Here is a 12971-nt window from a genome sequence, read left to right as displayed (position 1 = left end):
ACCAGTGCCAGAACGACGGGTGGCGCGACGCGCTCTACCGGCCCCCGGTCTGGATACCGGACGGACAGGCCGGTCCGGCGGCTGCCGCCCCCGACCCGGCGGCCCTCGCCGAACAGGCCCGCAACCAGCTCCGCCTCCAAGGCCCGACGATCGCACTCAGCCCGACCGGCCGGCAGCTCATTCGTCTCCCAACCTGGATGTGGCTCGACCCCAGCAGCTGGCATCCCGTCTCCGCCACGGCTGCCGCCGGAGGCGTGTCGGTGACCGCCGTCGCCACCCCCGCCGAGGTCGTCTGGGCGATGGGTGACGGCGCCCAGGTCCGCTGCACCGGCCCCGGTACCCCCCCTACCGGCCCGACATCGACCCGAAAGCGTCCTCACCGGACTGCGGCCACACCTACCAGACCGTCTCCGACGACCAGCCCGGCGGCGTGTTCCCCATGACCACCACCGTCACCTGGAATGTCACCTGGACCGGCGCCGGCCAGACCGGCGTGTTCAACGGCCTCACCACCGTCTCCACCACCCAGGTCACCGTCATCTCCATCTCCGCACTGAGCACCGGCGGGGGCTGACCACAAGACCGCCCACGCAAGGCTCCCTCGGGTCGTCCGGCCCCGCCCAGGGGTGCGACCCCCGCCTTTCCGCGCTGCAACCTCGTCCGATGGAAGGATTGGGCTACCACCGACACCCTGGGTCTTGTGTGATCTACGTCACATATCATTGCCTGTTTTACGGGAAAATGACCGAAAAGTCTGTTCCTTTACGGGCCGCCCGTCCGTTTACCTACCGGACCGCCCATCCACCTACCTGTCTATCGGGTAGGTCCGAGGTGACACATCGATGCAGGTCGGCCGGCATCTGACACCCACCCAAGCGAGCCAGGAATCATGCCGCAATTGGCATCGTATCTAACCGTGGGAGCTGGCGGAAGCGGTCGACGGAACGCGCCCTGTTGGCGGTATCGGATAGTCCGGTTAGCTTTTATTTGCCGCATTTCCGCCGCCGGTTCTGTGAGGTGCCGTAGTCGATCTGTCCCGCGTCCGCCCGTCCCGCGTCCGCCGTCCTGCACCCGCCGACTCGTGCGACGATCCACCGCAAACAGGGGACGGGCCACCGCAGGCCGACACGGAGGACACCGGCGGGAACGGCGCCACAGTGGGGCCGGACACCGACGGACCGACGGCCCACCCTCCGGCCGGAGTGCAGAACGCCCACAATGCCGAATCGGACGTCGATGCGGTGGCGCGCTGGCTGGCCGAGACACTTGCCGAGGCCCCACCCGTCCCGCCAGCGGTCGCCACCCTCATCGCGGGCGTGCTCGCCCGGCGCCCGCCCGCCGCCTAACCTCCCAAGCAGGACCACCGTCGTCTACGCGCCCAGCACACCGACATGTGCGCCCACCGTTGCTCACGGCCTTTCTGGCACGCGAACACCACTTGCCATGTGTATCCAAGGGGTGGTATCGATCGTCCTGGCGTAGGCTCAGGCGTCTCACCAGCATCTTTAGGTAGTCGGGCCGCTTCTTGGTCCGCACCCGCGTTGCGCACTCCGCACGGCTCGGGCGCGGTACGCCGACCACCGCGCCGCCAGACCCTCGTTGATGACGCCGTCCCCGAAACAGCCCCGAAGAAGCCGGATGCGGTCCGGCACGATCACGCAACCTGCTGGTCAGCATCCCCGGCGGATCGGAGAGGACGGCACCCTCTCGAAGCGGCGGCGCGTACTGCCGAGCTGCTCGCCTTTTACGATCAAGGCTGAGAGGCCGACAGCCGCGCCGCGCGCGTGTCGCGGCCAGTCCGGACCCGCACATGGCCCGCGGCTTGTCTCGCAACGTTCAGCTGAGTGCGGCTGTGGGGCGATGTCCACCGCATGCCCTGGTCCGGGGCGGGGCGGGGCGGGGCGGGATCGGCGGGACGGTTGTCGCTGTGCCGAACGCCGGTAGGATCACATGCATCGCATGGTGGCCTGTTTGGGGGGATTCGAGATGGCGCATGCTGCCTGTCGTCGACGTGGGGCCCTGACCGTCTCATGATCGAGGCAAGGAGGCGGATCGCGGCGGCGCTGCCGGGCTACGAGCTTGGTGCCCGGTTGGGGCGAGGGGCGTTCGGGCTGGTGCTGGCCGGCCGGCACCGCGGGCTGGGCCGCGATGTCGCCGTCAAGATTCTTCCGGTCGACCAGGACGAGGCCACCGAGCGCAGCTGGAACGAGGCCCGCCTGCTGGCCTCGTTGGATCACCCGCATATCGTCCGGGTCTATGACGCCCTCGCTGCCGAGGACCTTCACCTGATCGTGATGGAACTGCTGGCCGGAGGGCCCCTGACCCGCCGTCGCCGGGACCTGGCAGGCGAGACGGCCTGCGCGGTGGGGCTGGCGGTGGCCGCCGCGTTGTCCTATGCCCACGGGCAGGGAGTGCTGCACCGCGACATCAAGCCCGCCAACATCCTGTTCGACGCCGCCGTCCTGCCCAAGGTCGCCGACTTCGGCATCGCGAAAATCGCGGAAGGGTCGGCGACCACCGCCAGCGCGGTGATCGGCACCCCTGTCTACATGGCTCCCGAACAGATCCTCGGTGGCCGGCTCAGCGCGTCCACCGACCTCTACGCCCTCGGCGTCATGCTCTACGAGCTGCTGACCGGCGTCCCGCCGTTCGACCCGGCCCTGCCTGCCCCGGCGCTCATCCACCACCACCTCAATGTCCTGCCGCCGCCGCCCGCGGGAGTGCCCGAGCCGGTTGCCGCGGTGGTGATGCGCACCCTGGCCAAGGACCCCGCCGACCGCCACCCCTCAGCCCACGCCTTCGCCCTCGATCTGGCCCGCGCCGCCACCGACCAGCCCACCCCCACGCCAGCCTCGACGATTCCCGCCACGCTGAGGGCACCCACGGATATCCGTGAACCACTCGCCCCTACCCTGCCAGCACCTGACACGAGCCCACCCGTACCACTAGCGACATCGAACTTCACCAAGCTGCCCACCCAGCGAGCCGACCCCCTGCCATCAGACCCGACACCGGCAATCCCGTCAGCCGTCCGCGAGAAACCTGGTGGCCCGCGAACCCGCCGGAAGCGCCGCCTGGCCCTCGTCTCCGCCGCGGTGCTGCTTGTCATCACCGGCACTGTTCTGGCCTTCACCCTCATCCCCGAAGAGAACCACCAGCTCATCCCCGAAGAGAACCGCCCGCTGGGCTCCCCCCTCACCGGCCACACCAACTCTGTGATTTCGGTGGCGTTTGCGCCGGACGGGCGCACCCTCGCCAGCGCCAGCAATGACGAGAGGTGCTTCGCCAGTACGGATACCTGCGACTTCAAGAATGGACATCAGCTCACCCGGCCCCGGTAGTGCCTCCTCCCCACCATCGACCGGAGTCGCACCATCCGGATTCAGGTAGACGCCGGTCAGCCCCGTCTTCCGTCGCTTGATGTGTGCAACCCTGGGGTGGTACCGATCGTCCTCGTACAGCCCTCGGGCTTCTGACCAGCATCTTTTTGATGATCGGGCTGCATCCGGGGTCCGTACCCGGGTTGCACATGCCGCGCGGCTCGGCCGGGGGCCGGTAAGAACAACGCGACAGATCCGTCGGGTCGGCGGCGTCGGATCTCGGTCTTCGCCCGGTCGCGAGGGGAGGTCGATGTACGGGAGCCAGGCGATGCGCTCAGCGAAGCAGGCCGAGGTAGCGCGAAAGGGTGTGCTCAACCTGCGCCATGTCGTCGCGGGAGAGGTAGTCCACGAGTTCACCCGTGACATAGGAGCTGTCGATGGTCCGGATCTGGTCGACCAGGATCCTGGTCGACCGTCCCGTAATGATCACCTCCGGCCTGAAGGCGGTCGCCTGCGCGCCGGTCGACGTCGGAACGATCGTGACCGTGGACCACGCGTTCTGCTCAATACTCATGACGAGGCCGAGCCGACGACCCCGCTGCTCATGCCCGCGCTTGGCGTCGCCAAGGTCCACCGGGTACACCGCCCCGCGAATCACGGTTGGTCCTGCGACCTGACTGGTACCGCGAGGTTCGTACCTGTGATTCTGATGTTGCCGTTGGTGTCGTACTCCCACGCATCGGGCTCGGCGGACAGGTCCTCGTTCCGCAGCCGGTACATATCCTCGCGGGCACGCACCTCCCACGCCTCCCGGTCAAGCAGTCGCAGGGCGCGCCGGATGACGTCGCTGGTCTTTTCGTCTTGACGGCGGTTGGCCTCAACGATCCGGAGGTCCTCTTCGGTGGGGCGGAATCCGACACTCATGAGGTCACTGTACAACAAATGTACAACATCCGGGGTGGCCAGTGGACGCGTAGGTCGGGGCATGTGTATCCCGGGGGTGGTACCCGTCGTCCACGCGCACGCCAACGCGCTGCTGACCGGCACCGGCCGGACCACGGCCGCGCTGGCGGACCTGCGGAAGCCACACGAGATCCTGGGCCACCCTCACGTCCGGCATCTGATCGATTTCACCGAACCCGTGGCCCTGCTCCTCGTGGCCGTCGTGCACTTCATCCGCGACGAGGAAAACCCCACCGGCATCGTGCGGACGCTACTCGATGCGCTGCCGGCGGGCAGCTATCTGGTGCTGTCCCATGCCACGGGTGACCTGCGACCCGCGGCAGCGGCCCAGGCCACCGAGGTTTACGACACCGCCACCTCGCCCCTCGCCGTGCGCGGTCATCCCGCCATTGCCGCGTTCTTCACCGGCTGCGATCTGGTGGGCCCGGGCCTCGTCCAGGTGCCGACATGGCGACCGGCCAGCAAACGCCCCAGGGGCTACCGCAACGTCTGGATCTACGGCGGTGTAGGCCGCAAAAAATAAGCCATATCGTTCTCGCCCTCGGCGACCCGCGGGCCGGCAACCGCAACGACACGATCGTCTACCAGACCAGCGGGATCAAAGACCGTCTCGCCGGGCGCCCCGTGCTCGCCGACGGCGGCTACCAGGGCCACCCAGACGTGATCATGCCTTATCGGAAACCGGTCGACGGACAGCCGCTACCGGAGTGGAAGCAGGACCTGAACCGGGTGCACCGCACGGTCCGGGCCCGCGTCGAACACACCCTCGCCGGGCTGAAGACCTGGAAGATCCTGCGCGACTACCGCCGCCAGGCGCGCGCCCTTGCCGTGACCGCCGCCGGGATCGCCCACCTTTACAACATCAGCCGGGCCGGCTGATCGAGCACCACCGGACAGTCGCATCACACCCAAGCGAGTTACGAAACAACCTTTAGGCGAAGACGTCGGCGGTGGTGACGCGGAGCACGTCGTCGGGTAGCTGTCCGGTCACCTCCTCGCGCGCGGCGATCACGTACAGCGGCTCCGGGTCATGCGGGCCGATCAGGTTGGAGGCGTGCGCCTTGCGCATCAATGTGCGCAGGATACGGTTTCCTTCTTCGCGCCGGGCCCACTTCACCTCGGCGGCAAGGCCAAGCCGTCCTGTCGGCCCGCTGAGCATGGCGACGTCAATCTCTGCCGGGTCGGTTCCGTACTGGTGCCAGAACCGGCCGACCTCGATCACGGGCGCGACCCGGAGATCATCCGCCATGGTCCGTACGAGATGAGCGCGTACGGCGTCCTCCCACCGGTCGCCCATGAAGTTGTCGAACTCGCTTTCCATGACGCCCGCCACGGAGTTGCCCAAACCCTGGATGATGGCCGCTCGACGAGGCTCCGCAATCGACAGCCAGAAGGCCAGAAAGTTGTCCGCCACCCGATAGTACGCCCGCCGTGGGTCCGCGTTGCGCCCGACCGGAAGCACCCGTTGGACCAGGCCGAGGTCCGCCAATGCGGCCAGCGCCCGGGTTGGGTCGATGCCCAACGCGTCCTTGATTTCGCCGAACCGGGTGCGCCCGGCGGCTATCGCCCGCAGCACCTGCTCCGGGATACGTTCGCGGCGGCCGCCGGCGAAGTCCTCGGTGGCGAGGATCAACTGGCCCTCGTTGAGAAAAAGCCCATGCTCGTTCGCGACAAGTCGCGCGAGATTGTCCCGGAATGACGACAACTGGTCCCACAGGTCCAGGTAAAAGGGTATGCCACCGCAGACACCCCATGCCCTGGCCCGCTCGGCGGGTGCGAGACCGGGCAGCATCAACGCCGCTTCGTTGGGCAGAAACGGCCGAACCTGCAGGCGAAGCGTAGCCCGCCCGTAGAGCGGGGCGCGTTCCTCCTGCAACGCTTCCATGATGCGTACCGCCGAGCCACACAGGACCAGGCGGACGGGATGGTCGCCCATGCCCTCCCAGATCGCGCGCAGGGCGCTCTCGATACGCGGATCGCTCCTGACCAGTTCGGGAAACTCGTCGAGGATCACGACCAGCGGCGCTTCTGACGCAGTTTGCCGGAAAAGCTCGAATGCCTCGTCCCAGTCCCGAAACGGACGGCTGACCAGGTCGCGATTGGCAAGCGCGAGCACCGGAGCCGCGGTCGCCGAGAGCGCGGCAAGCTCCTGGTCGGGCGCTCGGTTGCGTGAGACGTGGTAGACAGCCCGCTTATCCGCTGCCCAATGCGCCAGCAGGTGCGACTTTCCGACTCGTCGACGCCCCCAAACCACGCCAAGCTGAGGTCCCGGTCGCCCGAACCACTCGTCCAGCAAGGACAGTTCCTTGACTCGATTGACGAAACGCACCAATATCCTACCCTCGGCAGCAGATCGACCACTCCACCATACCTGCGACTATCGCAGCCTGCAACTATCGCAGCCTGCGCGAGGCGCGCTATGGTTTCGCTCCGGCGGTCGCCCGGGCCGTCAAGGGTGAGTGTGCGGGTGCGTCGCCGCCCGGCAGGTAGCCGCGTTACCAACCCCTGGGGCACCTCGGTGAGCCGAAGGTGAAACCGTCGGACGGCACCGCGGTGAAACCGTCGGGCGACACCGGCGCGGCAGAATCGATGCCATGACCGCGCGTATCCCGGCTCCCGGCCCGCGGCCGGTCGACCTGCTCGTCCGCGGCGCCGAGCTGGTGGCGACCATGGACGACCGCCGCCGGGAGCTGCCCGGCGGCTGGGTGGCGGTGACCGACGGCCTGGTCAGCGCGGTCGGGGCGGCCGGCGACCCGCCCCCGCCCGCCCGGCGCGCGCTGGACGCGGCCAGCTGCCTGGTCACCCCCGGCCTGGTGAACACCCACCATCACATCTTCCAGAACCTCACCCGGTCGTATGCGCCGGCGGTGTCCGGTTCGCTGTTCGCCTGGCTGCGCACGCTCTACCCGCTGTGGGCCCGCCTGGACGAGGAGGCGGTGTACGTCTCCGCCCACGTCGGCCTGACCGAGCTCGCGCTGGGCGGCTGCACCACCACCACCGACCACCTGTACGTCCACCCGCGCGGCGCCGGGGACCTGATCGCGGCCGAGATCGCCGCCGCCCGCGAGCTCGGGATGCGCTTCCACCCCACCCGTGGATCGATGTCACTGTCGGTGAAGGACGGCGGGCTGCCGCCGGACTCCGTCGTGCAGGATCCCGACGACATCCTCGCGGACTCGGCGGCCCTCGTCGCCGCCCACCACGACCCGTCCCACGGCGCGATGGTGCGGATCGCGCTGGCGCCCTGCTCGCCGTTCTCCGTCAGCCCCGAGCTGATGCGGGCCACCGCCGAGCTCGCCGAGAAGCTGGACGTGCGGCTGCACACCCATCTCGCCGAGGACCCGCAGGAGGACGACTACTGCCTGGCGACCTACGGCCGGCGCCCGGTCGAGCACTTCCGCGACCTCGGCTGGGGCGGTGACCGCGCCTGGGTCGCCCACTGCATCCACCCGAACGCCGCCGAGGTGGCCCGGCTCGGGGCCTGGGGCACCGGGGTCGCTCACTGCCCGAGCAGCAACATGATCCTCGGCGGCGGGCTGGCGCCGGTCGCGCAGCTGCGGGCCGCCGGCGCGCCGGTCGGCCTCGGCTGCGACGGCTCGTCCTCGGCGGACGCCGCCTCGCTGTGGCTGGAGGCGCGTACGGCGATGCTGCTCGGACGGCTGCGCGGCGGGGCGTCCGCGATGTCCGCCCGGGACGCGTTGGAGATCGCCACCCGCGGCGGCGCGGCCTGCCTCGGCCGGGCCGGCGAGCTCGGCGAGCTGTCCGTCGGCGCGGCCGGTGACCTGGTCGTCTGGCCACTGGACGGGATCGCCTTCGCCGGCGCCCTGTCCGACCCGGTGGAGGCGTGGCTGCGCTGCGGCCCGGTAGCCGCCCGGCACACCGTCGTCGCAGGCAGGACCGTCGTGGAGAACGGCGCCCCCGTCCACCTCGGCCTCGACGACATCCTCCGCCGCCACCGCACGATCGCCACCACCATCCAGCGAAATCCCTGATGACCGGCGTCCCGCCCTGGCCCCAGCATCCGGAGGTCGGCACGGGACCAGATTCGATGGTGACCACTGAACCGGCACGTTCCGCCCACGATGTTCACGGCGGCGCTCAGAGGCCGGCCTCGGATGCCGGACAGGCCTGCCAGAAATCGGACTATTCGTTATAAACAGAGCAAAATTCCCTTGACCACAGCGGTGCGCCCGGGCCGTGACCGGTTCGCCCGGTCGACATCCGCGCTCGCGGGGCAGAATCTCATTCGGGAGGTGGGCAGTGCATCCGGTCATCGAGACGAAGCGTTCGGAGATCGAGACCCTGTGTCAGCGACTCGGGGTTCGACGTCTCGACGTGTTCGGGTCCGCCGTCGGTGGCTCGTTCGACGTGGGCTCCAGCGACGTCGACGTACTGGTCGAATTCGATGACGCGCAGGCGGGGTTCGACTATTTCGGCAGCTATTTCGACCTGAAGGAAGGCCTGGAACGACTGCTGGGACGCGCGGTCGACGTCGTCAGCGTCGCGAACATCCGCAACCCCTACTTCCGCGACCAGGTCATGCGTACCCGGCAGTCCCTGTATGCGGCCTGACCCCCGAAAATACCTGTGGGACGCGGTGCACGCGGCCGGTCTTGCCCGCGGTTTCGCGCGGGGACAATCGTTGGCGGACTATTTGTCGAACGCAATGCTCCGTGCGGCCGTCGAGCGCCAGGTCGAGATCATCGGAGAGGCGCTGAACCAACTGTCCAAGGCCGCCCCCGAGATCGCCGCCGCCATACCCGAGCCACCTCGCATCGTCGCCTTTCGGAACATCCTCATCCACGGTTACGCCACAGTAGACGACAGATTGGTCTGGCAGGTTCTCGAGGAGAAGCTCCCTGAACTCGAACGGGTCATGCAAGAAATCATCGACAGCGGTTGAGGAAGCCGCTCGTGGAGCCATCGCCTCCCGATACCGTAGGGACTCACGGTTCACAACGTTCCCGTAAGCCAACTCGTTCCAGCGCGCTCCGCTCCATGTACCCGATATTCGCAGCGATGGCACGAAGGATGTCGATGATCTCCGCAAGTTCAGCGTCAAGAATCCGTTCCCTTACCAACTGCCATGCTGACCAGCATGTTCAGCTCCAGGTAGATGGCGTGGTCAGCTCTAGCGCGCCGGCCGTGGTGTGGCGGGTGGCGGTGGTATCCGGCGAAACGATCGGCCGAGGCGGCCAGGAAGGCAGCGAAAGATCCAGTGACCGTGTGTCCCGGTGATCAGTCGCCGGTGATTGTGGTGGGGGTGGGTGCCGACGGGTGGGGCGGGCTCACCGAGGCGGGCCGGGAGGCGCTGCGGGCCGGGCAGGTGCTGATGGGCAGCCGGCGGCAGTTGGCACTGGTCCCCGCCGACGTGGGCGGCCGGCGGGTCGAGTGGCCCACGCCGTTGGTGCCGGCGCTGCCGGGGCTGCTCGCCGAGCACGCCGGCGCCCGCGTGTGCTGCCTGGCCAGCGGCGACCCGATGTTCTTCGGCCTGGGCACGACGCTGGTGCGGCTGCTCGGCGCGCGGCGGGTGCGGGTGCTGCCCCATCCGTCCTCGGTCTCGCTCGCCTGCGCCCGGCTCGGCTGGGCGATGGACGCCGTCGACGTGGTGAGCCTGGTCGGGCGTCCGCTCAGCGCCGTGCACCCGGCCGTGCAGCCCGGCCGCCGGCTGATCGTGCTGTGCGCGGACGGCCACAGCCCGGCGGCGCTCGCCGGCCTGCTGGTGGGCCGCGGCTACGGCGGCAGCCCGTTCACCGTCCTGGAGAACCTCGGCGCGGATGACGAGCGGTGCCGCACCGGCACGGCCGCGTCCTGGTGTGACGGCGGTTGGCACGGCGACGAGCGGCACGACGGCGAGCCGACCGCCGCGCTGACCGACCAGGACACGCGGGCCGACCCGGACGCGACGACCGGTCTGGGGACGCTGGCCGGTCCGAACGTGGTTGCCGATCTGAACCTGGTCGCTGTCGAGTGCGAGCCCGGGCCCGACTCCGGGCATCTGCCGCGGACGGCGGGCCTGCCCGACAGCGTGTTCGAGCACGACGGCCAGCTCACCAAGCGGGAGGTGCGGGCGGTCACGCTCGCCCGGCTCGGTCCGGCCCCCGGCGAACTGCTGTGGGACGTGGGCGCGGGCTCCGGCAGCATCGCGATCGAGTGGATGCGCACGCACCCGGCCTGCCGGGCGATCGCCGTGGAGCCCCGGGCGGACCGGGCAGCGCGGATCCTGCGCAACGCGGACGCGCTGGGCACCCCCGGCCTGCGGGTCGTCGGCTCCCCCGCCCCCGCGGCGCTCGCCGGGCTGCCCACGCCGTCCGCCGTGTTCGTCGGCGGTGGGATCACGACTCCCGGTGTGCTCGAGCGGTGCTGGGCCGCGCTCCCGCCGGGCGGCCGGCTGGTGGCCAGCGCGGTCACCGTCGAGTCGGAGGCGGTGCTGGCCGGCTGGCACGCCAGCCACGGCGGCGACCTCGTCCGGCTGGCGGTGGCCCGCGCCGCGCCGGTCGGCGGTTTCACCGGCTGGCGGCCGATGCTGCCGGTCACCCAGTGGGCCGTGACCAAGACCGCCGGCCCCGCCGGCCCCGCCGGCCCCGCCGGCCCCGCGCTGGGGAGGCAGCCGGCCCCGGAACGCAACGACAGTCCAGATACGACACAATCGCGGCCGTGACGCTCATCGCCGGACGCGCAGCCGTTGTCCCGGACCTGCTGGCCGTGGCGGACACCCGCTGCCGCTCTGCCCCGCCGAGCCGCTTCGGTCGCCTAGAGCACCGATTAGATGACTCTAAGTCACCCCACGGGCGGTGGCGCACTTCGATGGACGCCGACCATCGAAGAAGATCGGCGCAAGTTTGTCGTTGTGTACGCTGATGCGGCCAAAAAACGTACACAACAACAAAATCGCGGCGATCATGGCCTGTACGGGCGGCCGTGGAGGGGATCCGCGCTACGTGACCGTCGCTCTGGGCCGGTCCGGCCGGCTGGGCCGGACCGGTCGGCTGGGCCGCCGCTGGCCCGCCGGGTGGCCCACGACCGTGCGGAGCTCCCGGTGAACGACTACGTCCGTGACGGCGCCGAGATCTACCGCCGCTCGTTCGCCACGATCCGCGCCGAGGCGGACCTCACCGGCCTGCCGGACGGCGTCGCCCGCACCGCCGTCCGGATGATCCATTCCTGCGGGATGGTCGATCTGGTGGCCGACCTGGCCTACTCACCCGGCGTGGTGGACGCGGCCAGAGCCGCGCTGCTCGCAGGAGCACCGATTCTGTGCGACACCCGGATGGTCGCCGCGGGCGTCACCCGCGCCCGGCTGCCCGCGGACAACCCGGTGATCTGCACGCTGTCCGACCCCCGGGTGCCGGGCCTCGCCCACCAGCTCGCCACGACCCGCACCGCCGCCGCGGTGGACCTCTGGCGGGACCGCCTCGACGGCGCGGTGGTCGCCGTGGGCAACGCCCCGACAGCGCTGTTCCGGCTGCTCGAGCTCGTCGAGTCCGGCGCCGGCCGGCCCGCGGCGGTGATCGGCGTCCCGGTCGGCTTCATCGGGGCCGCCGAGTCGAAACGGGCCCTGGCGGAGCATCCCAGCCGGCTGGAGCACCTCGTCGTGCACGGCCGCCGCGGCGGCAGCGCCATGGCCGCGGCGGCCGTCAACGCGATCGCGAGCGAGGACGAATGACCACGCCAGCCGAACGCCTTACCGGACGAGTGCCAAGCCGGCCGGTCCGACGCCCCGACACCGGCCGACCGGACGAAGCAGTCCGGCTGGGCGGCCAGGTTGAGGATCCTCGGCGACGACCGGCGGACGGTCGTCACCCCGTGTCTTCGTCTGATTTCGTCACCCGCTGTCGTCAACTGGTGCATGACCCATCGGTCGCCCCGACCAGTCGGTGAACCAGGCGACGGCGTCCTCGGGGGTGGCCACGGCCGGTGTGCCGGGTGGCAGCGGCGGGCGGTCCACCATCAGCACGGGCAAGCCCAGGTGACGGGCGGCGACCAGTTTCGCCGCGGTCAGCGGGCCACCGCTGTTCTTGGTGACGATGACGTCGATCCGATGCCCGCGCATCAGCGCCGTCTCCCCCTCTACCGTGAACGGGCCACGTTCGAGCAGGACGTCCATCCGCGCCGGCATCGGGGGTGACGGCGCCTCGATCGAACGCAGGAGGAACCAGTGCCGATCCGAGCCGGCGAACGCTGCGATCCCGGACCGGCCCGTGGTCAGGAACACCCGCTCCCCGAAGCCGCCCAGGGCGGCCGCGGCGGCGGCCAGCGACGGCACCCGATGCCAGTCGTCACCGTCCGTCTCCGGCCAGCCCGGCCTGCGCACGACCAGCAGCGGCACCGCGGCCGCGTTACTCCCCGTAACCGCAGCGGCGGTCATCAGCGCGGCGTAGGGATGGGTCGCGTCGATCACCGCGGCGATCCCGGCATCCCGCAGGTAGGACGCGAGGCCGTCCACGCCGCCGAACCCGCCCACCCGGATCCGCGCCGCCGTGGGCAGGGCGGGCGCGGCCACCCGGCCCGCGATCGAGTAGATCACCTCCACGCCGGGCAGTGCGGCCAGCTTCTCCGTGAGCCGCCGGCCCTCCGCGGTGCCGCCGAGCACCAGCACCCGCCAGCTCACCGCCGTCCCACCCGCTCCGCCCGTCCCACCCGGCCTGCCCAGCTCGCCCGGCCTGCCTGGCCTGACCTGGCCTGGCC

At 70.2% G+C, this 12971-nt stretch carries 12 protein-coding genes and 2 pseudogenes; 10 read left to right on the top strand and 4 right to left on the bottom strand.

Annotated elements, in window-relative coordinates; genetic code table 11:
• The 3 genes and pseudogenes from NBW84_RS07310 to NBW84_RS07305 form a co-directional block, all read left to right on the top strand.
• Nucleotides 1-443 (top strand): annotated as a pseudogene (locus NBW84_RS07310) (ATP/GTP-binding protein); the annotation flags it as partial.
• A complete protein-coding gene (locus NBW84_RS24135) occupies nucleotides 440-574 on the top strand; it encodes a hypothetical protein (protein ID WP_445548290.1) in 135 nt (44 codons plus the stop codon). The pseudogene NBW84_RS07310 and the gene NBW84_RS24135, both read left to right, overlap by 4 nt.
• A gap of 1456 nt (nucleotides 575-2030) precedes the next feature.
• Nucleotides 2031-3341: a serine/threonine-protein kinase gene (locus NBW84_RS07305; protein WP_250282923.1), complete on the top strand. Its 1311-nt coding sequence runs from the start codon at nucleotides 2031-2033 to the stop codon at nucleotides 3339-3341.
• 313 nt (nucleotides 3342-3654) lie between these two features.
• Here NBW84_RS07305 and NBW84_RS07300 read toward each other — a convergent pair whose 3' ends face one another.
• Both NBW84_RS07300 and NBW84_RS07295 read right to left on the bottom strand, forming a co-directional pair.
• Complete coding sequence (locus NBW84_RS07300; protein WP_250282922.1) at nucleotides 3655-3978, bottom strand: type II toxin-antitoxin system PemK/MazF family toxin; 324 nt, start codon at nucleotides 3976-3978, stop codon at nucleotides 3655-3657.
• Nucleotides 3975-4244, bottom strand: a complete 270-nt coding sequence (locus NBW84_RS07295) for a hypothetical protein (RefSeq protein ID WP_250282920.1) — start codon at nucleotides 4242-4244, stop codon at nucleotides 3975-3977. Before NBW84_RS07295 ends, NBW84_RS07300 begins: the two co-directional genes overlap by 4 nt.
• 61 nt (nucleotides 4245-4305) lie before the next feature.
• On the opposite strand from NBW84_RS07295, the gene NBW84_RS07290 reads away from it, so the two are divergent.
• Together NBW84_RS07290 and NBW84_RS07285 are read left to right on the top strand one after the other, a co-directional pair.
• A complete protein-coding gene (locus NBW84_RS07290) occupies nucleotides 4306-4806 on the top strand; it encodes an SAM-dependent methyltransferase (protein ID WP_250282918.1) in 501 nt (166 codons plus the stop codon).
• Nucleotides 4807-4820: 14 nt separating this feature from the next.
• Nucleotides 4821-5162 (top strand): annotated as a pseudogene (locus NBW84_RS07285) (transposase family protein); the annotation flags it as partial.
• Between the two features lie 52 nt (nucleotides 5163-5214).
• On the opposite strand, the gene NBW84_RS07280 reads toward NBW84_RS07285, so the two are convergent.
• Nucleotides 5215-6612, bottom strand: coding sequence for an ATP-binding protein (locus NBW84_RS07280; RefSeq protein ID WP_250282916.1), 1398 nt, complete (start codon nucleotides 6610-6612; stop codon nucleotides 5215-5217).
• Between the two features lie 265 nt (nucleotides 6613-6877).
• Here NBW84_RS07280 and NBW84_RS07275 point away from each other — a divergent pair, with 265 nt between their 5' ends.
• The 5 genes from NBW84_RS07275 to NBW84_RS07255 all read left to right on the top strand — a co-directional run bounded on the left by NBW84_RS07275 (nucleotide 6878) and on the right by NBW84_RS07255 (nucleotide 11949).
• Nucleotides 6878-8275 (top strand): 8-oxoguanine deaminase, encoded by a 1398-nt coding sequence (locus NBW84_RS07275; protein WP_250282913.1) that lies wholly within the window; start codon nucleotides 6878-6880, stop codon nucleotides 8273-8275.
• A gap of 268 nt (nucleotides 8276-8543) precedes the next feature.
• A complete protein-coding gene (locus tag NBW84_RS07270) occupies nucleotides 8544-8855 on the top strand; it encodes a nucleotidyltransferase domain-containing protein (protein WP_250282912.1) in 312 nt (103 codons plus the stop codon).
• Nucleotides 8845-9186: a HepT-like ribonuclease domain-containing protein gene (locus NBW84_RS07265; RefSeq protein ID WP_250282910.1), complete on the top strand. Its 342-nt coding sequence runs from the start codon at nucleotides 8845-8847 to the stop codon at nucleotides 9184-9186. Before NBW84_RS07270 ends, NBW84_RS07265 begins: the two co-directional genes overlap by 11 nt.
• A gap of 213 nt (nucleotides 9187-9399) precedes the next feature.
• Nucleotides 9400-10944, top strand: coding sequence for a precorrin-6y C5,15-methyltransferase (decarboxylating) subunit CbiE (gene cbiE / locus NBW84_RS07260; protein WP_250282908.1), 1545 nt, complete (start codon nucleotides 9400-9402; stop codon nucleotides 10942-10944).
• 378 nt (nucleotides 10945-11322) lie between these two features.
• Nucleotides 11323-11949 (top strand): precorrin-8X methylmutase, encoded by a 627-nt coding sequence (locus NBW84_RS07255; RefSeq protein WP_250282906.1) that lies wholly within the window; start codon nucleotides 11323-11325, stop codon nucleotides 11947-11949.
• 159 nt (nucleotides 11950-12108) lie between these two features.
• Here the strand turns inward: NBW84_RS07255 and NBW84_RS07250 are convergent, their stop codons facing one another.
• On the bottom strand, nucleotides 12109-12894 hold the full coding sequence (locus NBW84_RS07250; protein WP_445548658.1) for a cobalt-precorrin-6A reductase: 786 nt from the start codon (nucleotides 12892-12894) through the stop codon (nucleotides 12109-12111).
• Nucleotides 12895-12971: the final 77 nt, after the last annotated feature.

The organism is Protofrankia sp. CiP1_Cm_nod2, from assembly GCF_920664355.1.
Lineage (GTDB): Bacteria > Actinomycetota > Actinomycetes > Frankiales > Frankiaceae > Protofrankia.
This window is presented reverse-complemented; position numbering and strand designations above follow the sequence as displayed.

Excerpts from the sequence above, each read along its gene's own strand:
- NBW84_RS24135 (WP_445548290.1), top strand. The coding sequence starts at position 440 with ATGACCACCACCGTCACCTGGAATGTCACCTGGACCGGCGCCGGCCAG.
- NBW84_RS07305 (WP_250282923.1), top strand. The coding sequence starts at position 2,031 with ATGATCGAGGCAAGGAGGCGGATCGCGGCGGCGCTGCCGGGCTACGAG.
- NBW84_RS07295 (WP_250282920.1), bottom strand. The coding sequence starts at position 4,244 with ATGAGTGTCGGATTCCGCCCCACCGAAGAGGACCTCCGGATCGTTGAG.
- NBW84_RS07290 (WP_250282918.1), top strand. The coding sequence starts at position 4,306 with ATGTGTATCCCGGGGGTGGTACCCGTCGTCCACGCGCACGCCAACGCG.
- NBW84_RS07275 (WP_250282913.1), top strand. The coding sequence starts at position 6,878 with ATGACCGCGCGTATCCCGGCTCCCGGCCCGCGGCCGGTCGACCTGCTC.
- NBW84_RS07265 (WP_250282910.1), top strand. The coding sequence starts at position 8,845 with ATGCGGCCTGACCCCCGAAAATACCTGTGGGACGCGGTGCACGCGGCC.
- cbiE (WP_250282908.1), top strand. The coding sequence starts at position 9,400 with ATGGCGTGGTCAGCTCTAGCGCGCCGGCCGTGGTGTGGCGGGTGGCGG.